This window comes from Pseudoroseomonas sp. WGS1072, from assembly GCF_049340465.1.
Taxonomy (GTDB): domain Bacteria; phylum Pseudomonadota; class Alphaproteobacteria; order Acetobacterales; family Acetobacteraceae; genus Pseudoroseomonas.
The window spans coordinates 1,079,593-1,103,684 of sequence record NZ_JBMPSU010000001.1 but is presented as its reverse complement, the minus strand read 5'-3'; the positions used below and the strand labels follow the sequence as shown (position 1 = coordinate 1,103,684).

At 70.7% G+C, this 24,092-nt stretch carries 24 protein-coding genes and 1 tRNA gene; 15 read left to right on the top strand and 10 right to left on the bottom strand.

Annotation, left to right across the window (positions count from 1 at the left end; all coding sequences use genetic code 11):
• Positions 1-75: 75 nt before the first annotated feature.
• The 7 genes from ACF3NH_RS05295 to ACF3NH_RS05265 are packed head-to-tail and all read left to right on the top strand — an operon-like array spanning position 76 to position 6,382.
• Positions 76-1,782: a phage portal protein gene (locus ACF3NH_RS05295; RefSeq protein WP_422922104.1), complete on the top strand. Its 1,707-nt coding sequence runs from the start codon at positions 76-78 to the stop codon at positions 1,780-1,782.
• Entirely contained in the window at positions 1,775-2,311 is a 537-nt protein-coding gene (locus ACF3NH_RS05290; RefSeq protein ID WP_422922102.1) for an HK97 family phage prohead protease, read from the top strand. The genes ACF3NH_RS05295 and ACF3NH_RS05290 overlap by 8 nt, the downstream gene beginning before the upstream one ends.
• A complete protein-coding gene (locus tag ACF3NH_RS05285; protein WP_422922101.1) occupies positions 2,311-3,495 on the top strand; it encodes a phage major capsid protein in 1,185 nt (394 codons plus the stop codon). The genes ACF3NH_RS05290 and ACF3NH_RS05285 overlap by 1 nt, the downstream gene beginning before the upstream one ends.
• Before the next feature lie 13 nt (positions 3,496-3,508).
• Positions 3,509-3,901 carry a hypothetical protein gene (locus ACF3NH_RS05280; protein WP_198367637.1) on the top strand — a complete coding sequence of 131 codons (393 nt, stop codon included), beginning with the start codon at positions 3,509-3,511 and terminating at the stop codon, positions 3,899-3,901.
• A gap of 2 nt (positions 3,902-3,903) precedes the next feature.
• Positions 3,904-4,374 (top strand): HNH endonuclease, encoded by a 471-nt coding sequence (locus ACF3NH_RS05275; protein ID WP_422922099.1) that lies wholly within the window; start codon positions 3,904-3,906, stop codon positions 4,372-4,374.
• Positions 4,371-4,772, top strand: coding sequence for a phage terminase small subunit P27 family (locus ACF3NH_RS05270; RefSeq protein ID WP_422922098.1), 402 nt, complete (start codon positions 4,371-4,373; stop codon positions 4,770-4,772). Before ACF3NH_RS05275 ends, ACF3NH_RS05270 begins: the two co-directional genes overlap by 4 nt.
• Positions 4,769-6,382: a terminase large subunit gene (locus tag ACF3NH_RS05265; protein WP_422922097.1), complete on the top strand. Its 1,614-nt coding sequence runs from the start codon at positions 4,769-4,771 to the stop codon at positions 6,380-6,382. Before ACF3NH_RS05270 ends, ACF3NH_RS05265 begins: the two co-directional genes overlap by 4 nt.
• 78 nt (positions 6,383-6,460) lie before the next feature.
• Here the strand turns inward: ACF3NH_RS05265 and ACF3NH_RS05260 are convergent.
• Together ACF3NH_RS05260 and ACF3NH_RS05255 are read right to left on the bottom strand one after the other, a co-directional pair.
• Positions 6,461-6,537: transfer RNA gene (locus ACF3NH_RS05260), tRNA-Arg, on the bottom strand.
• Between the two features lie 59 nt (positions 6,538-6,596).
• Positions 6,597-7,964: an amidase gene (locus ACF3NH_RS05255; RefSeq protein WP_422922096.1), complete on the bottom strand. Its 1,368-nt coding sequence runs from the start codon at positions 7,962-7,964 to the stop codon at positions 6,597-6,599.
• A 184-nt stretch (positions 7,965-8,148) separates the two neighbouring features.
• Between ACF3NH_RS05255 and ACF3NH_RS05250 the strand changes: the two genes are divergently transcribed.
• The 6 genes from ACF3NH_RS05250 to ACF3NH_RS05225 all read left to right on the top strand — a co-directional run bounded on the left by ACF3NH_RS05250 (position 8,149) and on the right by ACF3NH_RS05225 (position 13,885).
• Entirely contained in the window at positions 8,149-9,144 is a 996-nt protein-coding gene (locus ACF3NH_RS05250; RefSeq protein WP_232477326.1) for a TRAP transporter substrate-binding protein, read from the top strand.
• Complete coding sequence (locus ACF3NH_RS05245) at positions 9,145-9,672, top strand: TRAP transporter small permease (protein WP_422922095.1); 528 nt, start codon at positions 9,145-9,147, stop codon at positions 9,670-9,672.
• A gap of 13 nt (positions 9,673-9,685) precedes the next feature.
• Positions 9,686-10,966 (top strand): TRAP transporter large permease, encoded by a 1,281-nt coding sequence (locus ACF3NH_RS05240; protein ID WP_422922094.1) that lies wholly within the window; start codon positions 9,686-9,688, stop codon positions 10,964-10,966.
• A gap of 51 nt (positions 10,967-11,017) precedes the next feature.
• Positions 11,018-11,857 (top strand): NAD-dependent epimerase/dehydratase family protein, encoded by an 840-nt coding sequence (locus ACF3NH_RS05235; RefSeq protein WP_422922093.1) that lies wholly within the window; start codon positions 11,018-11,020, stop codon positions 11,855-11,857.
• Positions 11,858-11,861: 4 nt separating this feature from the next.
• Complete coding sequence (locus tag ACF3NH_RS05230; protein ID WP_422922091.1) at positions 11,862-12,701, top strand: aldose epimerase family protein; 840 nt, start codon at positions 11,862-11,864, stop codon at positions 12,699-12,701.
• Between the two features lie 80 nt (positions 12,702-12,781).
• Positions 12,782-13,885, top strand: coding sequence for an FAD-dependent oxidoreductase (locus ACF3NH_RS05225; protein ID WP_422922090.1), 1,104 nt, complete (start codon positions 12,782-12,784; stop codon positions 13,883-13,885).
• A 39-nt stretch (positions 13,886-13,924) separates the two neighbouring features.
• On the opposite strand, the gene ACF3NH_RS05220 is transcribed toward ACF3NH_RS05225, so the two are convergent.
• The 5 genes from ACF3NH_RS05220 to ACF3NH_RS05200 all read right to left on the bottom strand — a co-directional run bounded on the left by ACF3NH_RS05220 (position 13,925) and on the right by ACF3NH_RS05200 (position 19,535).
• Positions 13,925-15,337 (bottom strand): TRAP transporter large permease, encoded by a 1,413-nt coding sequence (locus ACF3NH_RS05220; protein WP_198367627.1) that lies wholly within the window; start codon positions 15,335-15,337, stop codon positions 13,925-13,927.
• A 31-nt stretch (positions 15,338-15,368) separates the two neighbouring features.
• Positions 15,369-15,917 carry a TRAP transporter small permease subunit gene (locus ACF3NH_RS05215; RefSeq protein ID WP_422922089.1) on the bottom strand — a complete coding sequence of 183 codons (549 nt, stop codon included), beginning with the start codon at positions 15,915-15,917 and terminating at the stop codon, positions 15,369-15,371.
• 73 nt (positions 15,918-15,990) lie between these two features.
• On the bottom strand, positions 15,991-17,091 hold the full coding sequence (locus ACF3NH_RS05210) for a TRAP transporter substrate-binding protein (protein WP_198367625.1): 1,101 nt from the start codon (positions 17,089-17,091) through the stop codon (positions 15,991-15,993).
• A 174-nt stretch (positions 17,092-17,265) separates the two neighbouring features.
• Positions 17,266-18,654 carry an FAD-binding oxidoreductase gene (locus tag ACF3NH_RS05205; protein WP_198367624.1) on the bottom strand — a complete coding sequence of 463 codons (1,389 nt, stop codon included), beginning with the start codon at positions 18,652-18,654 and terminating at the stop codon, positions 17,266-17,268.
• Positions 18,651-19,535 carry a dimethylarginine dimethylaminohydrolase family protein gene (locus ACF3NH_RS05200; RefSeq protein ID WP_422922088.1) on the bottom strand — a complete coding sequence of 295 codons (885 nt, stop codon included), beginning with the start codon at positions 19,533-19,535 and terminating at the stop codon, positions 18,651-18,653. The genes ACF3NH_RS05205 and ACF3NH_RS05200 overlap by 4 nt, the downstream gene beginning before the upstream one ends.
• Before the next feature lie 246 nt (positions 19,536-19,781).
• Between ACF3NH_RS05200 and ACF3NH_RS05195 the strand changes: the two genes are divergently transcribed.
• On the top strand, positions 19,782-20,285 hold the full coding sequence (locus tag ACF3NH_RS05195; RefSeq protein ID WP_232477323.1) for a PadR family transcriptional regulator: 504 nt from the start codon (positions 19,782-19,784) through the stop codon (positions 20,283-20,285).
• 109 nt (positions 20,286-20,394) lie between these two features.
• Complete coding sequence (locus tag ACF3NH_RS05190) at positions 20,395-21,153, top strand: HpcH/HpaI aldolase family protein (RefSeq protein WP_422922087.1); 759 nt, start codon at positions 20,395-20,397, stop codon at positions 21,151-21,153.
• Between the two features lie 96 nt (positions 21,154-21,249).
• Here the strand turns inward: ACF3NH_RS05190 and kdgD are convergent, their stop codons facing one another.
• From kdgD to ACF3NH_RS05175, 3 genes are all read right to left on the bottom strand, one after another.
• Complete coding sequence (gene kdgD / locus ACF3NH_RS05185; RefSeq protein WP_198367621.1) at positions 21,250-22,182, bottom strand: 5-dehydro-4-deoxyglucarate dehydratase; 933 nt, start codon at positions 22,180-22,182, stop codon at positions 21,250-21,252.
• A 97-nt stretch (positions 22,183-22,279) separates the two neighbouring features.
• Positions 22,280-23,221, bottom strand: coding sequence for an ROK family protein (locus ACF3NH_RS05180; RefSeq protein WP_422922086.1), 942 nt, complete (start codon positions 23,219-23,221; stop codon positions 22,280-22,282).
• Complete coding sequence (locus tag ACF3NH_RS05175) at positions 23,205-24,044, bottom strand: shikimate 5-dehydrogenase (protein ID WP_422922085.1); 840 nt, start codon at positions 24,042-24,044, stop codon at positions 23,205-23,207. The genes ACF3NH_RS05180 and ACF3NH_RS05175 overlap by 17 nt, the downstream gene beginning before the upstream one ends.
• Positions 24,045-24,092 lie beyond the last annotated feature (48 nt).

Genomic DNA, 24,092 nt, shown 5'->3' with positions numbered 1-24,092 from the left:
CCTCCTAAATTCAATCGATTGCGTCGCTCTATTCCGCTTGGTGCTGCCACCTGAGAACGCGTAGCGCTGCCGGATATGGCGCGCGCTTCCTCCCTGCTGGGCTCGATCAAGGCCCTATTCTCCGCCCCCGAAAGCCGGGCGGCTTCCGGCACCCTTCGTGATCCCTGGACCGCGATCCTGCTGGGTGGCGCGGGCCCCACCGCTTCCGGGATCTCCGTCTCCGCCGAAACTGCGATGCGCTGCACGGCTGTCTACGGCGCCGTGAAGGTCCTGGCCGAGACCGTGAGCCAGCTACCCCTGCACCTGTATCGTCGTGCTGCCGATGGCGGGCGCGAACGGGCCGACGACCATCCCCTGGAATCGCTGCTGTCCGATGTGGCCAATCCCTGGACGCCGGCCAGCGAGTTCCGCCTGATCCTGCAAACCCAGCTCTCCTTGCATGGGAATGCCTATGCCTGGATCGGGCGTGGCGAGGGCGGTGTCTCCGAGCTGATCCCGCTGGCGCCCTCCAGCGTCTCCGTTGCCCCACACGTGCTGACGCGGGAGCCGATCTATACCGTCACCGAGGCGGACGGCACGCGCCGCAGCTACGGCCGCGATCAGATCCTGCATATCCGCGGCGTCGGCACCGGGCTCTATCAGGGTGACAGCCCGGTGGTGCAGGCCCGTGAGGCCATCGCCCTGTCGCAGGTCCTGGAGCAGTACGGCGCCAAGCTGTTCGGCCGGGGCGCGCGGCCCGGCGGCATCCTGAAGTCGCCCAGCTTCTTGACGCATGAGCAGCGCGAGGTGCTCCGCAAGAGCTGGAACCAGGACAACACCGGCAAGACGGCGATCCTGGAAAGCGGCCTGACCTTCGAGCCGTTGCAGATGTCGTCCGTGGATGCGCAGTACCTGGAGGTGCGGCGCTTCCAGCTGCAGGAGATCGCCCGCATCTGGCGCGTGCCGCTGCATCTGCTGGCCGATCTCGATCGCGTCACGCACAGCAATGCCGAGGAGCTGGGCCGCCAGTTCCTGACCTTCACGCTGCTGCCGATCCTGCGCGCCTGGACGGATTCCATCCGCGTGTCGCTGCTGACGCCGGAGGAACGCCGCGGTGGCCTCTACGTCGAGTTCCTGGTGGACGACCTGGCCCGCGCCGATCTGGCCGCGCGCTTCACCGCCTACTCCCAGGCCATCGCCGCCGGCGTGTTCAACCCGAACGAGATCCGCGCCATGGAGAACCGAAGCCCCTATGACGGCGGCGAGGTCTTCACCCGTCCCGTCAACTCCGCGCCGGTCGATCGGCAGCCGGAGGATCAGGACCAGCAGCAGCGCAGCGCGCCGCGCATCACTCTGGTCTCGGGCGCGCCTCGGGCTGGCAAGACCAGCTATGCGCTCAGCCGCATGACGGGCCCGGCCGACGTGATCATTGATCTGGACCGGATCACGGCCGCCCTGACCATCCGCGCCCCTCATGACCGCAAGGGAGGCGTCCATGGCGTTGCCACCAGCGCGTTCGACGCAGCCGTTGCAGCCCTGAAGTCATTGGACGGAAGGGCACATGCCTTCGTTGTGGCCACGCTTCCCCATGCGCGGGATCGAGAAAGCCTGGCCGCGTCACTGAATGCGAAGTCGGTTCTGCTGCTGACAGACAAGGCCACCTGCGCGGCACGGCTCGCGAATGACGCAAGCATGTCACCCGATCTCAAGGGCGAGCTTTCGGCGGCGATTGATCGTTGGTTCGCCAGCTACACGCCGTCCGCTGGTGATGAGGTTATCCCCGGAGATAGCGCCGATGCTTGAGAAGTCCGCCGGCGTCGAGACACGCTTTGCCCCTGAGGAGAGCGGCCAGATCGGCGGTTACGCCGCCGTCTGGGGCCGGCGCGATCTCTTCGGCGATGTCGTGCAGCGCGGTGCCTTCGCGAAGTCCCTGGCGGCACACAGGGCCGCCGGCACGCGCCCGCTGATGCTCTGGGCCCACGATCCGGCCCGCCCTGTCGGTGTCTGGACCGAGATCCGCGAGGACGACACCGGCCTGCATGTCACCGGCACGCTGGTGATGGACAGCACCGCCGGCCGCGACGCCCACGCCATGCTGAAGGCCCAGGCGCTCGACGGCCTCAGCATCGGCTTCAGGACGATCCGCGCCGCACCGGCCACCGGCGGCGGGCGTGTCGTCTCCGAGATGGAGCTGATCGAGATCTCGCTGGTCTCGCGTCCGGCGCAGCATGCGGCGCGCGTGGCCAGTGTCCGCTCCGCTCCCACCCCTCCCGCGGCGGCCGGGCTTGCCGCCTTCATCCGCCAGTGCGCGGGCAAACTGAGGAAACCGTGATGCCAAACTTCGCATCGCCGGGCGTCGATCCGCGCACCGGCTGGGAAACGCGTGAGGCCCCCGACGGGCAGGAGCAGGGCGAGGTCAACGACCTGGCCGAGATTCGCTCCGCCGTGCAGGGCTTCACCACCAGCGCCGATCAGCGCTTCGGCCAGCTCGACAGCGCCATGACCGAGATCCGCTCGCGCCTCGACCGCACCGAGACCGTGCTGCGCCGCCCCGGCATCGGGCTGGAGACGCGGCAGGAGCCGGAGGTCGAGACGCGGGCCTTCGCCACCTTCTTGCGCCGTGGCCGCGAGGCCCTGGAGGCGCCGGAGCTGCGCACCCTCCGCGTCAGCGACGACACCGCCGGCGGCTATCTCGCCCCCGACCAGTTCGTCACCGAACTCCTGCGCAACGTGGTGCAGTTCTCGCCCGTCCGCTCCGTAGCTCGTGTGGCCAGCACGGCGGCCGGCGCGGTTCTCCTGCCCAAGCGCACCGGCGGGATGACGGCGCAGTGGGTCGGCGAGATCCAGCCCCGACCCGAGACCACCGTGACCTTCGGCCAGAACCGATACGAAGTGCGGGAGATCGCCTGCTGGGTGGATGTCTCGAACGCCATGCTGGAGGACAGCGCCTTCGACGTGGCGGCGGAGCTTTCCTTCGAGTTCGCGGAGGAGTTCGGCCGGGCCGAGGGTGCGGCCTTCGTCAACGGTGACGGCGTGCTGCGACCCTTCGGTTTCATGGCGGACCCCGCCATCCCGACCGTGGCCAGCGGCAGCGCCGCGACCTTCAGCGCCGACAGCCTGCTGGATCTCTACCACGCTATCCCCTCCGCCTACCGGGCGAATGCGGTGTGGGCCATGAACAGCAACACCCTGGCCCAGGCCCGCAAGCTGAAGGACACGACGGGCAACTACCTGCTGGCCACCGCGGGCATCGCCGGCGCCATGGCCACCACGCTGCTGGGCCGCCCGGTGGTGGAGATGCCCGACATGCCGGATGTGGCCGCCGGTGCCACGCCGGTCGTCTTCGGCGATTTCGGCCAGGGCTATCGCATCTTTGACCGCGTCGCCCTGTCCGTGCTGCGCGACCCGTACAGCCAGGCGACCAACGGGATGACCCGCTTCCATGGCCGCCGTCGTGTGGCGGGTGGCGTGGCCAAGGCCGAGGCCCTGCGCAAGCTGCGCATCGCGGCGAGCTGAGAGGAGAGCGACCATGCGTGACCTGTCCCACAACATCAGCCCCGCCCTGGCCCTGCCGCCCGCGGCGCGCACGGCCACGGCCAATGGCACGGCCGTGGATCTGCTGGGCTTCGGCACGGCGGCGGTGCTGGTGGCCTTCGGCGCCTGGACCGATGGCACCCACACGCCGAAGCTGCAGGAGAGCGACAACAGCAGCAGCGGCTGGACGGATGTCGCGGCCATTGATCTGGCGGGCAGCCTGTCCGCCGTCTCCGCCGCGCCGGGCGGCAACACGGTGCAGCGCGTCAGCTACATCGGCAACAAGCGCTACATCCGCCCGGTGCTGACGGTGGCCAGCGCCACCACCGGCGCCATCGCCAGCGTGCTGGTGGTGCGCGGCAACCCGGCCGCGGCCCCGGTGGCCTGACCATGCCCTGGGCAGCGCCGCGCTTCTGCAAGACGCCGGGCCACCCGGCCTTCACGGGGCGGCGCTGCCCGCAATGCGCCAAGGTCTGGAACCGCCACCAGGAATCCGCTTCCGCCCGCGGATACGATCGCCATTGGCGCCAGCTACGCGAGGCGGTGCTGGCAGCGGAACCGCTCTGCCGGCTCTGCGCGGCGCAGGGACGGGTCACGGCGGCGACCGAGGCGGACCACATCCAGCCCCTTCGCCTACGGCCCGACCTGCGGCTGGTGCTCAGCAACATCCGACCCCTCTGCACCCCCTGTCACCGGCAAGTCACCGCCGGGTTCAACCGCGAGCGAGGGGGCGGGGGTCGGTCGCAAGAGGGGATAGGGGGGTGCCGATCTGGCCTGCCTGGGCCCGAGACCGAGCCCCCCAGTCTTTCGTGCGACGCCGCCAAAAATGGGCCACCCCAGGAAAATGAGGTCCCCCGATGAAGGGTCGTAAGCCGAAACTGGCCGTCGTCATGGGTGATGCCGCCCCGTCCGGATGCCCTGGCGCGCCGTCCTGGTTGGCACCGCACGCCGCCGCCGAGTGGAATCGCGCTGCTCCTGAGCTGCATCAGCGCCGGCTGCTGGCCCGCGACACCCTGGCCACGCTGGAAAATTACGCCGTGGCGGTCGGCACCGTCCGCGAGTGCGAGGAGACCATGCAGCGGGATGGCCGGATCATCGAGACCGAGAAGGGTCCCACTGCGCACCCGGCCTTCCGCATCCAGGCCGCTGCCATGCGCGAGGCCCGGCTATTGGCCACCGAGCTGGGCCTGACGCCGCACCGCCGGGGCAAGCATGAGGAAGCCCCCAAGGCCGACCCGTGGGAGGGCATGCTGGCGTGAGTGCCGCTGGCTGCCTAACCGGCTCCCGCTTCCTGGCCGGTGAGATCCCCGATCCGCTGGGCCATGGTGAGCGGGCGGTGCGCTTCGTCGAGAAGCTGCGCCACACCGAGGGCCCGCTGGCCGGGCAGCCCTTTGTTCTGCACCCCTGGCAGGGGCGCATCGTCCGCAAGGTCTTCGGCGACGTGCATCCTGGAACCGGCCTGCGGAAGATCCGCACCGTCTTCCTGCTGCTGCCTCGTGGCTCGGGAAAGACCACCCTGACCAGCGCCCTGGCCCTGCTGGGGCTGCTGGGCCCGGAGCGGGACGCCGCCGGCCAGGTGATCAGCGCCGCCGCCGACCGCGAGCAGGCCAGCATCGCCTACAATGGCGCCTCCCGGATGATCCGCGCCGATCCGCATCTGATGGCCGCGACGCGCATCGTCGATAGCCGCAAGCTGATCAGCCACCCGCGTTCGGACAGCACCTATCGGGCGATCAGCCACGAGGCCTACAGCAAACACGGCCTCAGCGTGTCGATGCTGCTGGCCGATGAGGTGCATGCCTGGCCGACGCGGGAGCTGTGGGAGGTACTGGTTTCCTCCATGGGCAAGCGCCTCTGCCCGCTCTCCATTGTCACCACCACCGCCGGCCATGGCCGCGGCGATCTGGCCTGGGAGCTGTACGAGTATGCCCTGAAGATCGAGCGCGGCGAGGTGGAGGACGAGACCTTCCTGCCGGTGCTCTACCAGGCGCCGCACGATTGCGACTGGCAAGATGAGGCGGTGTGGCAGGCGGTGAACCCGGCCCTGGCGGCGGGCTTCCGCAGCCTGGACGAGATGCGCATGACGGCCCGCCGGGCGGCCGAGATCCCGAGCCAGCGGGAGATGTTCAAGCGGCTCTACCTGAACATCTGGGGCGACAGCGCGGCCGTCACCTGGGTGGACATGGCCGTCTATGACCAGGGCGACTGCCGGCCGGTAGAGCTATCCGACTTGGCCGGGAAGCCGGTCTTTGTCGGCGTGGATCTGGCCAGCGTGTCCGACCTGGCGGCCGTCTATGCCGTGGCAGCGGACGGGGAAGGGGGCTGGCTGGTCTGGGGCAAACAGTACTGCCCGGCCGAGCAGTTCCGCCGTCGGGTGGCCGACAACCAGCCCTATGCCGCCTTCCAGGAATCCGGCCGGCTGGTGGTGACCGAGGGCAACAGCATCGATCAGGATCAGATCCTGCGCGACCTGGTGGAGCTGTGCGCCGAGCTATCGGTGCAGGAAATCGCGGTGGACCGCTGGGGCGCGCTGAACTTCCTCCAGAGGCTGCAGGAGCGTCAGCTCCCCGTGGCGCAGTTCGGCCAGGGCTTCGCCTCGATGTCGGCGCCCTGCAAGGAGATCGAGCGGGCCATCCTGGGGCGGCAGTTCCAGGCCGGGCGCGATCCGGTGCTGCGCTGGAACTTCGCGAACATCCGGGTGGAGCAGGACGCGGCCGGCAACATCAAGTTCAGCAAGGCCAAGGCGATGGGGAAGATCGACGGCGCCGCGGCCGTCGCCATGGCGATCGGCCGGGCCATGGCCAACCAGTCCGGGCCGATGATCTATCAGGTCGAGGGGGCGAGGCCCGAGGGGTTGCTGTTCGTGTGACAGTCCCGCCGCTGGTGACTCTGTGGTGACACCAGCCTTACCGAGAAGACTGTCTAAGCGGCTAAGTTATTGAAAACATGGCGGACCCGAATGGATTCGAACCATCGGCCTTTGCCTTCGGAGGGCAACGCTCTATCCAGCTGAGCTACGGGTCCTCGCCAGGGCCCCTGTTTAGCGACAGCCGCCGCTCAGGGGAAGCCCTCAATCCACAAAGTCAGGCGGCCGTCACCGCGCGAAGCGCCTCCTCGGCGGCCATGGCGGTCTCGAACAGCGCCCGGTCGCCGTCCCGTGCGCCGGTCAGCATCAGCCCGACCGGCGCCTCGCCCGGTGCGTGGCAGGGCAGGCTGATGCTGCAGCGGTCCAGGAAGTTGAAGGCCGAGGTGTTGCGCAGCAGGAGCATGTTGATGCGGTGGTACTCCATCTCGTCGGCCACGGCGGAGACCGGCGGCGGCGTCAGCGCCGTGGTGGGGCAGAGCAGCGCGTCATAGGCGGCGGTGCGGGCGGCGGTGGCGGCCATGATGCGGGCGCGGTCCTCCCGGAGGGCCAGGTAGTCGGCCGCGCTCATGCCCCCGCCGCGCTGGATGCGGGCCAGGATGCGCGGATCGTATCGCCCACCCGCCTGCCGCATCAGCGACCGGTGCACGGCATAGGCCTCGGTGGCGACGAAGCCGCCGGTCGCGTTGGCCTGGGGAATCTCGGCGAGTTCCGGCAGGGCGATCCGCGTGATCCGCGCGCCCGCCGCTTCCAGCCGCGCCACGGCGCGGTCGAAGGCAGCGGCCACGGCGGGTTCCAGCGACTCGAAGAGATAGGTGCCGTCGGGGATGGCCAGGTTCAGGCTGGCCACGGGCCGCGGCACGGGCTGGGCCTCTGCCTCCTCTCCGGCCATCAGGGCATGCAGCACGGCGCAGCAGGCGGCGCTGCGGGCCAGCGGGCCGATGCTGTCGAGGGTGGGGGAGAGCGGGAAGGCCCCCTCGCGCGGCACGCGGTGGGCGGTCGGCTTGTAGCCGACGACGCCGCACAGCGCTGCCGGAAGGCGGCAGGAACCGCCCGTGTCCGAGCCGAGGCCGGCCAGCCCCATGCCATCCGCGACCGCCACGGCGGCACCGGAGGAGGAGCCGCCGGGGAGGCGCCCCGTGGCGCGGTCGAAGGGCGAGAGCGGGGTGCCGTGATGCGGGTTCACGCCCAGGCCACTGAAGGCGAATTCGACCATGTTGGTGCGGCCAAGCACGACGAAGCCGGCGCGTTCGAGCCGTGCCACGGCGGGGGCGGTGCGACGCGCCGGCGGGGCGTCGGCCAGCGCCGTCGAGCCGGCGCGGTTCGGCACGCCCGCCTGGTCGAACAGATCCTTGATGGAGATCGGGATGCCGGCCCAGGGTGAGGGGGCCCGGCCGGCGGCGCGCAGGGCATCCATGGCGCGGGCGGTGACCAGGGCCTGCTCCGCCTGCACGGCGACGAAAGCCCGGGCGCCCTCCCCGGCGGGATCGGCGATGCGGGCCAGCGCCGCCTCGGCCATCGTCACGGCGGAAAGGCGGCCCCGGGCCAGCTCTTCGGCGGCGGCGCAGAGGGTGGCGGGCTCGGGCATGACGGGCGGTCTCCTGAAGGCAAGGCGGCGGGGATGCTGCGGCGTCAGGCGGGCGGCGGCAAGGGCCGTGGAAACTATTGACAGGCCGCGTCGCGTGGTTTCACCCTGCGCCTGCAACGCCTGTCATCAGTCATATGATGACCGAACGTCATACAAAAATTCAGGCTAACAGGGAACGTTCACGATGAGCAAGCTCATGCTGCCCCGCCGGGCGCTGCTGGGTGCCGCCGCCCTTTCGGCCCCCGCCCTGATCGGCTTCCAGGCCAGCGCCCAGACCATCACCCTCCGCTCGGCCGACGTCCATCCGGACGGCTACCCGACGGTGGAGGGCGTGAAGGCCCTGTCGCGCCTGGCGGAGGAGCGTTCCGGCGGCCGCCTGCGGGTCCAGGTCTTCCATTCCCGCCAGCTCGGCGAGGAGAAGGACACGCTGGAGCAGACGCGCTTCGGCGTGATCGACATGAACCGCACCAACTTCGCCACGCTGACCAACCTGGTGCCCGCCACCGTCATCCCGGGCCTGCCCTTCCTGTTCCGGGACGAGGCGCACATGCATCAGGTGGTGGACGGCCCGCTCGGCCAGGAGATCTCGGCCGGCACGGAGCGGCACGGCATGATCACCCTCTGCTGCTACGACAGCGGCGCGCGCAGCATGTACATCCGCAGCCGCCCGGTGAACACGCCGGCCGACATGAAGGGCCTCAAGGTCCGCGTGCAGCCTTCCGACATGTGGCTGGCGATGATCCGCGCCCTCGGCGGCAATCCCACGCCGCTGCCGACCGGCGAGGTCTATTCGGCGCTGCAGACCGGCGTGGTGGACGCGGCCGAGAACAACTATCCCACCTATCACTCGCATCGGCACTACGAGGTGGCGAAGTACTACTCCGCCACCGAGCATTCCATGTCGCCCGAGATCCTCGTCGTCTCCAAGCGCAGCTACGACAAGCTGCCGAAGGACCTGCAGACCATCCTGCGCGAGGCGGCGAAGGACAGCGTTCCCGAGATGCGCCGGCTCTGGCAGGCCAGGACCGAGACGGCGCGGCAGGCGGTGGTCGAGGGCGGCTCGCGGATCAACGAGGTCGACAAGGCGCTGTTCGAGAAGGCCATGCAGCCGGTCTACGACCAGTTCGTGCGGGACGCGCAGATGAAGTCGCTGGTGCAGCGCATCCGGGAAACCGCCTGAATGGCCGTGGCGCGCGGCCTGAACCTGCTGCTCGAGCGGCTCTGCACGGCCTGCCTCGGCATCGCCGGCCTCTGCCTGGTGCTGATGACCGTCGTCGTCGCCTGGGGCGTCTTCGGCCGCTTCGTGCTGAACGACACGCCCTCCTGGGCCGAGCCGCTGGCCCTGCTGCTGATGGGCTGGGTCATCCTGGGCGCCGCCGCGGCCGGCGTGCGGGAAGGCTTCCACATGGGCTTCGACACCCTGAAGGCACTGCTGCCCAGGCCTCTCGCCAAGGTCTGCGACGTGCTGTCGGACATGGTGGTGACGCTGTTCGGACTGGGCATGGCCTGGTTCGGCGGCGATCTCGCGCTCGGCGTCTGGGACGCGGTGCTGCCCGGCCTCGACCTGCCGGGCTCGGTCGAATATCTGCCGCTGGTCTTCGGCGGCCTGCTGATCGGCCTCTTCGGGATGGAACGGCTGGCGGCGCATCTGGCCGGCGGGGAGGCGCCCTCGGAAGCGATGGTCGTGCCCCTGGTCAGCGACGCCTGAGGAGCGCGGAATCATGGAGATTACTGTCCTGCTCGGCAGCTTCGTGCTGCTGCTGCTGATCGGCACGCCGGTCGCCTTCGCCCTGGGCGCCAGTGCCTTCGTCACCGTGCTCTATATGGACCTGCCCGCCGTCGTGGTGTTCCAGCAGCTCTATTCGGGCATGAACGTCTTCTCGATGCTGGCCATCCCCTTCTTCGTCTTCGCCGGCGACCTGATGCTGCGCGGCCAGATCGCCGACCGGCTGGTGGCGCTGGCCGCCGCCATGGTCGGCCACATGCGGGGCGGGCTCGGGCAGGTCAATGTGGTGGCGGCGACGCTCTTCGGCGGCGTCTCCGGCTCGGCGGTCGCGGATGCCTCGGCCGTCGGCGGCGTGATGATCCCGCAGATGCGCGCGCGCGGCTACGCGCCGGACTATGCGGTGAACGTCACCGCCAATGCGGCGCTGATCGACCTGCTGATCCCGCCCAGCCACAACATGATCCTCTATGTCATCGCCGCCGGCGGCGCGATCAGCGTGGCGGACCTCTTCACCGCCGGCATCATCCCCGGCATGCTGCTGATGGTGGCGCTGATGTTCACCGCCTGGGCGGTGGCCGTGAAGCGCGGCTATCCGCGCGAGCGCTTCCCCGGCTGGTGGGTGCTGGCGCGGCTGCTGGCGGCGGCGCTGCCGGGCCTGATGCTGATCGTCATCATCTTCATGGGTGTGCGCAGCGGCATCTTCACCGCGACCGAGAGCGCCGTCGTCGCCGTGATCTATGCGCTGCTGGTCACGCTCCTGGTCTATCGCAGCCTGGGCTGGATGGGCTTCATCCATGCCGTGCTGGGCGGCGCGCGCACCACCGGCATGGTGCTGCTGATCATCGGCTGCGCCGGCGCCTTCGGCTGGCTGATGGCGCTGCTTCAGGTGCCGGCGATGACCGTCACGCTGATGGAGGGCATCACCGACAATCCGCTGCTGCTGCTGCTGCTGATCAACATCATCCTTCTCCTGCTCGGCACCTTCATGGACATGGCGCCGCTGATCATGATCGGCACGCCGATCTTCCTGCCGGTGGTGATGAAGCTCGGCATGGACCCGGTGCAGTTCGGCGTGGTGCTGATCCTCAACCTCGGCATCGGGCTGATCACGCCGCCCGTGGGGCCGGTGCTCTTCGTCGCCTGCGCCGTCGGCAAGGTCTCGATGTGGGACGCGACCAGGACCAGCCTGCCCTTCTACGGCGCCGCCTTCGCCGTGCTGCTGGTGGTGACCTATGTCCCCGCCGTCTCGCTCTGGCTGCCGCGCCTGTTCCACTGAGGCCGGTTCCGCCGGATACTCGTGCCGCGAATCGCCGTCCAGGAGTGCATCATGCCCGCAGCCAAGCCCGTCCTCGTCACCGGAGCCTCCGGCAACCTCGGCAGCATGCTGGCGCGGGAACTGGCCGCGCGCGGCTACCGGCTGCGGCTGACCGACATCAAGCCCTTCCCCGGCGACCTGCCGGAAGGCGCCGAGTTCACCACCGCCGACCTGGGCGATGCCGTCGCCATGCAGCACCTGGCGGATGGCTGCGGCGCCATCCTGCATTTCGGCGGCATCTCGGTGGACCGGCCCTTCGAGGAGGTGCTGGACCCGAACATCCGCGGCATCTACCACATCTACGAGGCGGCGCGGCGCGAGGGCGCGCGCGTGCTCTTAGCCTCCTCGAACCATGCGATCGGCTTCCATGAGCGGCCGGGCCCGGGCGAGCCGAAGCTCGATGCCGACTGCGCCTTCCGCCCCGACAGCTTCTACGGCCTGTCCAAGGCCTATGCCGAGCTGATGGGGCGTCTCTACTGGGACAAGCACGGGGTGGAGAACCTCAACGTCCGCATCGGCAGCTCCTTCCCCGAGCCGGTCGATGCCCGCATGCTGTCCACCTGGCTGTCCTATGCCGACCTCGCCCGGCTGTGCGCCGCCTTCATCGAGGCGCCGAGGATCGGCCACGCCGTGGTCTGGGGCGCGAGCGACAATCCCGCCACCTTCTGGGGCCAGGACCAGCGCGAGCGCATCGGCTGGGCGCCGCAGGACACGGCCGAGGATTTCCGCGGCCAGATGGAGGGCAAGGTCTCGGGCGATCCGGTCACCGAGCGCTACCAGGGCGGCGCCTATTGCGCCAGCGCCTACAGCCGCGAGAGCCCGAGCCCGCGCGATCCCTTCGCGCTCGACTGACGCCGTGCTGGCGCTGCGGGGCGGCGGCTGGGAGGCGGAGATTCTGCCTGATCGGGGTGCCGCCTTCGCCAGCCTCGCCCATGAGGGGCGAGCGGTGCTGCGGCCGCTCGACGGCGGCGATCCGAACCGCGACAGGGCCGGCGCCTTCTGGATGCTGCCCTGGACCAACCGGCTGGATGGCGGGTGTCTCCGCTGGCGGGGCGTGGTCCACCGCTTTCCCCTCACGCACCCGCGGGAGGGCAACGCGCTGCACGGCCTTGGCCGCGCGGCGCCCTGGCAGGTCGAGGCGGCGGCGCCGGAGCGTGCCGTGCTGGCCCAGCGGCTGGTGCATCCGCCCTTCGACTACGCGGCCCGGCTGGAGATCGCCCTCGGCGCCGCCGGGCTCGATCTCCGCCTGACGCTGCGCCATCTCGGCGCCGCGCCCTGCCCGGCGGGCTTCGGCTGGCATCCCTGGTTCCTGCGGCCGGAGGGCTGCCGCCTGCGCTTCGCCGCCACGCACCGCCTGCTCCGGGGCCCCCGCAAGCTGCCGGTCGGCGCCGTGCCCTGCCCGGGCCTCGAGGGCGACGCCGAGGCCTGGCTCGGCCAGGATGACCACTATGCCGGCTGGAGCGGCGCGGCGGTGCTGCGGCGGCCCGACCTGACCCTGAGCCTCGTGGCGAGCGGCGACTGGGCGGGCAACCTGCAGCTCTTCGCCCCGCCGGAGACGCCCGTGCTCTGCCTGGAGCCGGTCAGCCACCTGCCGGATGTCGTCAACCGCCCGGCCCTGGCGCCGCTCGGCGCTATGCGGGTGCTGGCGCCCGGCAAGGCGCTGTCCGGCCGCCTCGTCCTGGCCGTGGCGGGCTAGGGCGGATCCCGATCGGAAGATGCTCCAGGGACCCGGCGGAAAGGCTGGCTCCGCCGGCGCGGGCACGCCATCCTCGCACCATGCCAAGCGCGCTTGTCCTCGGGGCCGGGATCATGGGCCTCTCCGCCGCCTGGGGCCTGTCCCGGGCCGGCTGGTCCGTCGCGCTCGTGGAGCAGGACCCGGTGCCCAATCCGCGCGGCGCCAGCGTGGACGACCATCGCCTGATCCGCCACGCCTATGGCGCCGCCGCCGGCTACATGCGGATGGTGGACGAGGCCTATGCCGCCTGGGACCTGCTCTGGGCCGATCTGGGCGAGGTGCTCCACGTGCCGACAGGCGTGCTGGCGCTGGGCGAGTCCGGGGAGGGCTGGCTGGCCGAGAGCCGCGCCGGCCTCGCCGCCGCCGGCCATGCCTTCGAGGATCTCGCGCCGGGCGAGCTCGCCGCCCGCTACCCGATGCTGCGGCCGGCCGGGGGTGGCGAGGCCTTCCACATGGCGGCAGGCGGCGTGCTGCTGGCCCGGCGCATCGTCGCGGCGCTGGCGCGGCACCTGCGGCGGCGCGGCGTCGCGATCGAGCCGGGCCGCGCCGTGGCGGTGGATCCCGCCCGGGCCTCGCTCCGCCTCGCCGATGGCGCGACGCGGCAGGCCGACCTGCTGGTGCTGGCCGCCGGCCCCTGGGCGCCGCGCCTCGTGCCGGGCCTGGCCGGGCGTGTCGTGCCCTCGCGTCAGATCGTGGTCTATCTGGAGCCGCCGCCGGCCTGGCGGGCGGCCTGGGCCGCGGCGCCGATGCTGCTCGATCTCTCCGAGGCCGGCGGCTTCTACGCGGTGCCGCCGGTGGCCGGCACGCCGCTGAAGATCGGCGACCATCGCTTCTCCCGCCAGGGCGATGCCGAGGACGCGCGCGAGGCCGGCGCCGCGGAGGCCGAGGCCATCCTGGCCCTGGCCCGGCCGCGCCTGGCCGGGGCCGCGGCCTATCGCGTGCTCGGCGCGCGCGCCTGCTACTACGACGTGACGGGGGATGAGCGCTTCATCGTCGCGCCGCTGGGGCTGCATGCGGTGGTGATGAGCGGCTTCTCGGGGCACGGCTTCAAGTTCGCGCCGCTGCTCGGCCTGGCCGTGGCGCGCGAGGACCGGAGCGGGCTGGCGGCCTGGGCCGCCGGCGAGGGCGGCCCGCTGCCGGGATGAGAGGGGCGGGAGGGGAGGACGCGCCTTCCCGCCCGCCGGCTACTTGAAGATGATCGGCGCGTCCTCCGCCGGAAGGTCCGGCATCGGCACCTCGATGCGCACTGAGGCGGGATCGACGCCGGTTCCGGTGTCCAGCCAGTAGGTCACGCTCTCCGGCCAGAAGATGACGATGGCGACCAGGATGAGCTGCAGCCCCACCCAGGGGATGGCACCCCAGTAGATGTCGCTCGACTTCACCGTCTTCGGCGCGATGCCGCGCAGGTAGAAGAGCGCGAAGCCGAAGGGTGGGTGCATGAAGCTGGTCTGCATGTTCACGCAGAGCAGCACGCCGAACCAGACCAGGTTGATGTCGAGCTTGGCGGCCACCGGCGCCAGCAGCGGCACGACGATGAAGGCGATCTCGAAGAAGTCGAGGAAGAAGGCCAGGAAGAAGATGAAGATGTTGACGAAGATCAGGAAGCCGGTCTGGCCGCCGGGCAGGTGCGAGAGCAGGTGCTCGATCCACAGGCTGCCATCGACGCCCTGGAAGACCAGCGAGAAGACGGTGGAGCCGACCAGGATGAAGATGACCATGCAGGTGATGCGCATGGTGTTGTCCATCGCCTGGCGCACCAGCGCCCAGGTGAGGCGCCCGTTGATGGCGGCGAGCGCGACGGCGCCGACCGCGCCCATGGCGCCGGCCTCGGTCGGCGTCGCCAGGCCCATGAAGATCGTCCCCAGCACCAGGAAGATCAGCACGACGGAGGGCACCATGCCCTTGAGGACGCGCCAGTAGAGCGGCCAGCCGCGCGGCGCCAGCGCCTCGGGCGGCAGCGGCGGCACCTTGTGGGGCTGGAAGATCGCGGTGGCGAAGATGAAGGCGACGAAGAGCAGCACCTGCAGGATCGAGGGGCCGATGGCGCCGGCATACATGTCGCCCACGCTCTTGCCGAGCTGGTCGCCCAGGATGATCAACACCAGCGAGGGCGGGATGACCTGGGTGATGGTGCCGGAGGCCGCGATCACGCCGGTGGCGATGCGCATGTCGTAGCCATAGCGCATCATGATCGGCAGGCTGATCATGCCCATGGCGATGACCGAGGCGGCGACCGTGCCGGTGATGGCGCCGAGCACCGCGCCCACCAGGATGACGGCATAGGCCAGGCCGCCCGGGATCTTGCCGAAGAGCTGGCCGGTGCCCTCCAGCAGATCCTCGGCGAGGCCGCAGCGTTCCAGAATGGCGCCCATCAGGGTGAAGAAGGGGATCGCCAGCAACAGGTCGTTCGACATGATGCCGAAGACCCGGAAGGGCAGGTTGCCCAGATAGGCCGGGGTGAAGAAGCCCAGCTCGATGGAGAGGAAGCCGAAGAACAACCCGACGGCGGCCAGGGAGAAGGCCACGGGGAAGCCGATCAGCAGGAATACGACAAGGCCGCCGAACATCAGCGGCGGCATCATCTCGAGGGTCAGCATGGCAGGTGCGGGTCCGCGTCTCGGAGAAAGGTCACTGCTCGGGGCGATGGTACTCGACCACCACCTCCCCCTCGGGGCGGAGGCCGCGCAGCAGGGCGATGCGCTTGATCAGCTCGGAGACGCCCTGCAGGCTGAGAAGCAGAAAGCCGACCGGCAACAGCAGCTTCACCGGCCAGCGGATCAGCCCGCCGGCGTTAGAGGATTCCTCCATGCGCTGCCAGCTGTCGAGGAAGAAGGGCCAGGTCATCCAGGCCAGCAGGCTCATCGCCGGCAGCAGGAAGAAGATCAGGCCGAGCACATCCACCCAGAGCCGCGCGCGCGTCCCGAGATTGCCGAACACCAGATCGACCCGCACATGCTCGTTCTTCAGCAGCGTGACCGAGGCTCCGAGCATGACGATACCGGCGAAGAGATACCACTGCACCTCCAGCCAGGCGTTGGAGGAATAATTGAGGCCGTAGCGAATGGTCGCGTTGCCGGCGCTGATCACGCAGGAGAGCAGCACCATCCAGGAGGCGATCACGCCGAAGGCGGCGCTGACCCGGTCCATCGCCCGGCTGAAGCCAAGCAGGGCAGCCATGCGGGGAAGATTCCTTATCTCGGGTTACCGGTGGAAGGCCCGGCGCGCCATGCCGTCGGGCCGGAGGTTCGGGTCAGCGGCGCTGCTGCGCCTCCTGGCCGTACATGGCGTAGACGAACTGGTCGAAGCTGTTCTCGGCCACGCGGAACCAGCCATACTCGGTCTCGCGGAAGGCTTTCCAGTGGTCATAGACCTTCTTGAAGTCGGCGTTCTTCTGCGCGATCTCGTCATAGAGCTCGAAGGCCGCCTTGTAGGCGGCCTGCATGACATCGCGCGGGAAAGGCCGCAGCTGGGTGCCGGCGGCGATCAGGCGGCGCAGCGCCACCGGGTTCTGCACGTCGTACTTGGTCATGGATTCGATCGTCGCGTCGCGGCAGGCGCTCTCCAGCGCCTCCCTGTAGAGGGGCGGCAGCTCCTCGTACTTCGCCTTGCTGACATAGAGGGAAAGGTTCAGGCAGCCCTCCCACCAGCCCGGATAGTAGTAGAAGGGGGCGACGCGGTTGAAGCCGAGCTTCTCGTCGTCATAGGGGCCGATCCATTCGGCGGCGTCGACCGTGCCCTTCTCCAGCGCCGGATAGATGTCGCCGCCGGCGATCTGTTGCGGCACCACGCCGAGCTTCTGCATGACGTTGCCGGCGATGCCGGCGATGCGCATCTTCAGCCCGTTCAGGTCCTGGACGGTCTTGATCTCCTTGCGGAACCAGCCGCCCATCTGCGCGCCGGTGTTGCCGGCCGGGATGGAGACGATGTTGTAGCCCTCGAAGAAGGGCTTCAGCACCTCGCGTCCGCCGCCCTGATGCATCCAGGCGTTCATCTGCCGGGTGTTGAGGCCGAAGGGCACCGTGGCGTCGAAGGCGAAGGTCGGGTCCTTGCCGACGAAGTAGTAGGAGGCGGTGTGCGCCGCCTCGACCGTCCCGCCCTGCACCGCATCGGCGACCTGCAGGCCGGGCACCAGCTCGCCGGCCGGGAAGACGCGGATCTGGAACTTGTTGTCGGTCAGGGCCGCGACCCGCTTCGCCACATGCTCGCCCGCGCCGTAGATGGTGTCGAGCGAGCGGGGGAAACTGCTGGCGAGCCGCCAGCGGATCTCCGGAGCCGGCTGGGCGATGGCCGGGGCGGCGAGAGCGGAGGCGCCGAGGAGACTGCCTCCTGCCAGCAATTGACGACGGATCATCGGTGGACGGCTGCTCCCTTGGACAGAGCCGGCGGTTCTGTGGTGCCGGGCGAGCCGCATTCTGGCGGCAGAGGGTCGCGTCTGTCATCCACCGTTGGTCACGCCAACGGCATAATATGATGTACGGAATTTAATCTCGCGCGGGCCGGCGGCGGGTGCCGGCCCGCTGCCGGCTCAGTTCAGGAACAGCTTGCCCGGATTGAGAATGCCGCGGGGGTCGAGCGAGGCCTTCAGGCCCCGCATCACCGCCAGCACCTCCGGCCCGTGCTCCTGCTCCAGGAACTCGCGCTTGCCGAGGCCGATGCCATGCTCGCCCGAGCAGGTGCCGCCCAGCGCCAGGCCCTGGGCGACGATCCGCCGGTCCAGCGCCCAGGCCTTCTCCAGCCCCTCCGGGTCGTCGGCGGGGAAGAGGATGACGCAGTGGAAGTTGCCGTCGCCGACATGGCCGACGATGCAGGTGTTCTGCTCCGCCGCCACCGCCGCCTCCTTGGCGCTGACGATGGCCTCGGCCAGCTTCGAGATCGGCACGCAGACATCGGTGGTGATGCCGCGGCAGCCGGGCCAGAGCGCGTTGGCCGCCCACCAGGCGTCGTGCCGCGCCTTCCACAGCCGGTTGCGCGTCTCGGCATCCTCGGCCCAGGCGAAGCCCTTGCCGCCCATCTCGCTGGCCAGCGCCTCGACCGCTCCGGCCTGCTCGCGCACGCTGCCCGGGCTGCCGTGGAACTCCAGGAACAGGGTCGGCAGCGGCTCGTAGGGCAGCCTGGAATAGGCGATGGAGGCCCGCATCTGGTCGGCATCCGCCAGCTCGATGCGGGCGACGGGGATGCCGGCCTGCATGGTCATGATGACGGTCTCGACCGCGGCGGCCAGGCTGTCGAACTGGCAGACGGCGGCGGTGGTCGCCTCCGGAATGCCCTGCAGCCGCAGCCGGATCTTGGTCACCACGCCGAGCGTGCCCTCGGAGCCGACGAACAGCCGCGTCAGGTCGTAGCCATTGGCGGCCTTGCGGGTGCGCCCGCCGGTCTGGATGACGCGGCCATCGGCCAGCACGACCTCGAGGCCCATCACCGCCTCGCGCATGGTGCCGTAGCGCACGGCATTGGTGCCCGAGGCGCGGGTGGCGGCCATGCCGCCCAGCGTGCAGTGGCTGCCGGGATCGACCGGGAAGAACAGGCCCTGGTCGCGCAGGTGGTCGTTCAGCTGGTGGCGGGTGACGCCGGGCTCCACCAGGCAGTCCATGTCCTCCGGATTGACCTCCAGGATGGCGGTCATGCGCGACAGATCGAGGCTGATGCCGCGGCGGACGGGCACGACATGCCCCTCCAGGCTGGTGCCGGCGCCGAAGGGCGTGACCGGCACGCCATGCGCGTTGCACAGCGCCAGCAGGCGCGAGACCTCCTCCGTCGTCTCCACGAAGGCGACCGCGTCGGGCAGCACCGGCGGGTTGGCGTCCTCGCCCTTGCTGTGCTGCTCGCGGATCGAGGCATTGGTCGAGAGGCGGTCGCCGAGGAAGGCGCGCGCGGCGGCCAGGACGGTGTCGAGGGGGTGGGTGTCGATGGTCATGGGGTGTCCTCCTCCCGCGAGAGCGGGCAGGTCAGGCAATGGGGGCCGCCGCCGCCCAGGGTGAAGAGCGAGAGTTCGGGGTCCAGCACCGTCAGCCCCTCGGCGCGCAGGGCGGCGTTCAGCGCCGTGCTGTCGCGTGAGGAGACGACGCGGCCGCCGCCGAGGGCCACGATGTTGCAGCCGAGCCGCATGGCCTCGCGATAGGAGACGGGCAGGCAGCGGATGCCGTGCCGGCGCAGCCAGGCGAGGAAGTCCTCGTCCAGCACCTCGGTGCAGGCGACGGCGAGGCCGGGGGCGGCCATGCAGAACAGCACGTCGAGGTGCAGGAAGTGCTCGTCGAAGGGCTTGAGCCGCACCTCCCAGCCCTCGGCGCGCAGCCAGCCGGCGAGCTGCTCCGCGCCCGCCTCGTCGGTGCGACCGCCGGAATGGCCGATCACGGCGAGGCCGGGGCGGAGGATGTGGATGTCGCCCCCCTCCAGCGTGCCGGCGCTGGACTTGCGCCAGAACTCGCTGCCATGGGCGGCATGGAAGTCGATCAGCCCGGCATATTCGCCGCGCCGCTGCGGCCGTTCCAGCTGGCAGAGCACCGGCCCGCGATGGGTCACCACCACGCTGTCCCGCGTGAAGACCATGTAGGGCAGGTGCGGTTCCGGCGTCAGGCGGTGCACGGTGGCGCCGCCCTGCTCCAGCGCCGCGACCAGCTCGGCATGCTGGGCGGCGAGGTGCGCGCGGGCCGGGGCCTGGCGCGCATCGGCCAGGGTGCGGCGCACGATGCTGTTGGTCGGCACCCAGCGATAGTAGTCGGGCGGGCAGACCAGCACCTCCCTCAGAAGCCCGGTCTCGGAAGCGAGGCGCCAGCGCGGCGCGGTGGTGGGGGACATGGCGGGGCAGGTTACGCTCCGCCGGGGCGGTCGGCCAGGGGGCGTGGAGCTTCGTGCGGGACCTCTTGCGAAGTTCCTATCTAGATATATCTTAGATGTATCATGAGCGATCATATCCCGGGGCGCCACAGGCCCCACCGCCATCATCATTCCTTCCATCCCTGCCGTGGCCATGGCCGGTCACACGACGCGGGCGACCGGCCGCGCCGGCAGCGCCCCGACCACCCCTTCGGCGAGACGAGGGGAATGCACGGCCCGCATCGCGGCGGCGGCGGCCGGCGGCGGCGCTTCGACCAGGGCGAGCTGCGCCTCCTGGTGCTGTCGCTGATCGCCGAGCAGCCCCGGCATGGCTATGACGTGATCCGCGCCATCGAGGCGCAGTTCGGCGGCGAGTACAGCCCGAGCCCCGGCGTGATCTATCCGACGCTGACCCTGCTGGAGGAGATGGGCCTGGCCAGCGTGACCGAGGCCGAGGGCCGCAAGACCTATGCCCTGACCGAGGCCGGCCGGGCCGAACTGTCCTCGGAGGCGGCGGCCCTGGCGGCGCTGCGCCAGCGGCTGGCCGCGCGCCGGGCCGGCGGACCTCCGGCGCCGCTGCTGCGCGCCATGGAGAACCTGCGCCTGGCGCTGCGCCTGCGCATGGCCCAGGGGGAGTTGTCGGGGGCGCTGCCGGAGACCGAGGTGGCGCGGCTGGTGGCGTTGCTGGACGCGGCGGCGCGGGCGGTGGAAAGCGGCGAAACCCCGGCCTGACCGGTCTCGCGCCCGCCGGCCCGGCGCCGCGTTGACGCTTCCCGGTGAGGGGCCTAGCGTCGATCCTCTCCGCTCGGCGTGAGACAACGGAAAGGAAACGAATCCCAACATGGCGAACAAGTTGAAGGACGCCTGGGCGCAGGGCCGCGCCTTTGTCAACGGATGGCTGGCCATCCCCAACGGCTACAGCGCCGAGGTCATGGCCCAGGCCGGCTTCGACAGCCTCACCGTCGACATGCAGCACGGCGTGCAGGACTATCTCTCCGCCGTGAGCTGCTTCCAGGGCATGCAGCCGCACGGCGTGACGCCCATGGCCCGCGTGCCATGGAACGAGCCCGGCATCGTCGGCAAGATCCTTGATGCCGGCGCCATGGGCGTGATCTGCCCGATGGTCAACACGCCGGAGCAGGCGCGCCAGCTGGTCTCCTCCTGCCGCTACCCGCCGGAGGGCACGCGCTCCTTCGGCCCGATCCGCGCCGGGATCTATGGCGAGGCGGGCACCTATTTCGACACCGCGAACAAGGACATCGCGGTGATCCCGATGATCGAGACCAAGGAGGCGATCGACAACCTCCCGGCGATCCTCGACGTGCCGGGTGTCGATGGCGTCTATATCGGCCCCTCGGACCTCGGCCTGTCCTACGGGCTGGCGCCGCGGCTGGACCGCGAGGAGCCGGAGATCCTCAGGATCTACGAGCGCGTGCTGGAGGAGTGCGGCAAGCGCAACATCGCCGTCGGCCTGCACAACGGCACCGCGGCCTATGCCCGGAAGATGATCGGCATGGGCTTCAAGCTCGTCACCATCTCCAACGACAGCGGCATCCTGCTGACGGCGGCGAAGGCGGCGGTGGCGACGGCGAAGGGCTGAGCGGGGGCCGGGGCCTCTCCCCGGCCATCCTGTCGGCGAAGGCGGCCGCGAGGGGAAGGGCCGCGCCTTTCCCCTTGGGCCATCCCCGGAGCCGCCTCAGGCGGCGCGGGCCAGGCTCTTCGGCAGCCGGGCGATCAGCGCCTCCAGCTTCTCCATCTCCGCCGCGTCGAGATCGGTGAGCGGCGGGCGCACGGGACCGGCGGGGCGGCCCACGGCGGCGCAGCCGGCCTTGACGATGGAGACGGCATAGCCCTTCCGCCGGTTGCGCAGGGCGATGTAGGGCAGCACGAAGTCGCGCAGGCCCTGATACACCGCCGCCGCGTCCTTGCGCCGCACCGCCGCGTAGAAGTCGTTGGCGAAGTCCGGCACGAAGTTGAAGATCGCCGAGGAATAGGTGGTCACGCCCATCTCCAGATAGGGCAGGGCGAAGGTCTCGGCGGTGGGCAGGCCGCCGACATAGGTCAGCCGCTCGCCCATCCTGGCGTAGATGCGCGTCATCAACTCGATGTCGCCGACACCATCCTTGAAACCGACCAGGTTCGGGCAGCGCTCGCAAAGCCGCGCCAGCGTGTCCTCGTTCAGGATGGCATTGTCGCGGTTGTAGACGATGACGCCGAGCCGGGTGCTCCGGCACACCGCCTCGACATGCGCGGCGAGACCATCCTGCTCGGAATTCACCAGATAGTTCGGCAGCAGCAGCAGGCCGTCCGCGCCGGCCGCCTCGGCCGAGGCGGCGAGTTCCTGCGCGATGGCGGTGCCCATGCCGGCCGGCGCGATGACGGGAACCTTGCCGCCCACCTCGCTCACGGCGGCCTTCACCACAGTGGCGATCTCGCCCGGGGAGAGGTTGAAGAACTCGCCCGTGCCCCCGGCGGCGAAGAGCCCGGCCGGGCCATGGCCGAGCATCCAGCCGACATGCGCGCGGTAGGGCGCCTCGTCGAAGGCGAGCTCGGGCGTGAAGTGGGTGACCGGGAAGGACAGCAGGCCGCTGCCGATCCGCTGCGCCATCTCCTGGGGGCTCATGGACATGGAGGATTCCTTCAAAATGCGCTCCTCTCATCATGTCATCGTACATTTAATTGTCGAGAGGAAATCTGCCGTCGCCCGGCCCGGCGGGCCGCCGGCCTCAGCCGGCCCCGTCCCAGAGCCGCGCCGCGCCGAGGACGCCGGAGGAATCGCCATGCCGCGCCGGGACCAGCCGCATCCGCGCGACATCGCCGAAGACATGCGCGGCGGCCCGCGCCGGCACCTCGGCATAGAGCCGCGACAGGCCGGACAGGCCGCCGCCCAGCACGATGACCTCGGGGTCCAGCAGGTTGACCACGGCGGCCAGGCTCCGCGCCAGCCGGCCCACGTAGCGCTCCAGCGCGGCTGCGGCGGCGGCATCGCCCGCGGCGGCGGCGGCCTCGATGCCGGTGGCATCGCGCGCCCCGGCACCCTTCCAGTCGGCGGCGAGGGCGGGGCCGCAGAGCAGCGTCTCCAGGCAGCCCTGCTGGCCGCACCAGCAGCGCGGTCCGGGGAACTCGCCGGGCGTCATCCAGGGCAGGGGGGTGTGGCCCCATTCACCGCCGACCCTGTTGAGCCCTTCCAGCAGGCGCCCGCCCACCACCACCCCGCCGCCGACACCGGTGCCGAGGATGACGGCGAAGACCACCGCGTGCCCGGCCCCGGCGCCATCGGCGGCCTCGCTCAGCGCCAGGCAGTTGGCGTCGTTCGACAGCCGCACCGGGCGGCCGAGCCGCGCCTCCAGGTCGCGATCCAGGGCGCGGCCGTTCAGGCACTGCGTGTTGGCGTTGCGCACCAGGCCGGTGGCCGGGCTGAGGCTGCCGGGGATGCCGAGGCCGAGGCTGGCGCCGCCCTGGTCCAGCTCCGCCTCCGCCGCCCGCACCAGCCCGGCGATGGCGTCGAGGATGCCACCATAATCCGGCGGCGTGGCGATGCGGCGGCGCAGCCGGACCGCGCCACCCGGGTCCAGCGCCACGATCTCCGTCTTGGTGCCGCCGAGGTCGATGCCGAGCCGGTGGCCCGCGCGCGGCCCGCCCGCCACCGGATCAGCCGGCCCGGGCATAGGCCGCCGCCGCCGCCACCTGCTCCGCCTCCGGCGTGACGCCGGTGTAGAGCACGAACTGCCGCAGGGCCTGCAGCACGATCACCTCCGCGCCGGTGATCACCGCCTTGCCCGCCGCGCGGGCGGCGCGGATCAGCGGCGTCTCGGGCGGCAGGGCCACCACGTCGAAGACGATGCGGGCGGCGGCGATGGCCTCCCCGGGGAAGGCCAGGCCTTCGGCCTCCGGGCCGCCCTGCATGCCGATGGGGGTGATGTTGACCAGCATCTCCGCCGGTTCCCCCGACATCCCGTCCGGCCCGGCCCGCCAGTCATAGCCGCAGCCCTCCGCCAGGGCGCGCCCCGCCTCGGCGTTCCGCGCGATGACGGTGCCCTGGCGGAAGCCGCTGTCGCGCAGCGCCGAGACCACCGCCTTGGCCATGCCGCCGCTGCCGCGCGCCGCGAAGCGGGTCTCCGGCGCCACGCCGTGCCGCTGCAGCAGCTCGGCCACCGCCGCGTAGTCGGTGTTGTGCCCGACCAGGTGGCCATCGGTGTTGACGATGGTGTTGACCGACATGATCGCCGCCGCCGAGGGCGCCAGCGCGTCCAGCAGGGGGATGCAGGCCTCCTTGAAGGGCATCGACACGGCGCAGCCGCGGATGCCGAGCGCCCGGATGCCGCCGATGGCCCCCGGCAGGTCGCGGGTGGTGAAGGCCTTGTAGAGGTAGTCGAGTCCCAGCGCCGCGTAGAGGTGGTTGTGGAAGCGGGTGCCGAAATTGCCCGGCCGCGCCGCCAGGGACATGCAGAGCGTGGTATCCTTGCCGATGCGGTTGACGGTGCGGAGCATTGAGGGCCTCCGTGGCGCGTTGCGGCCACGGGACTGCCCCGCCGGCCT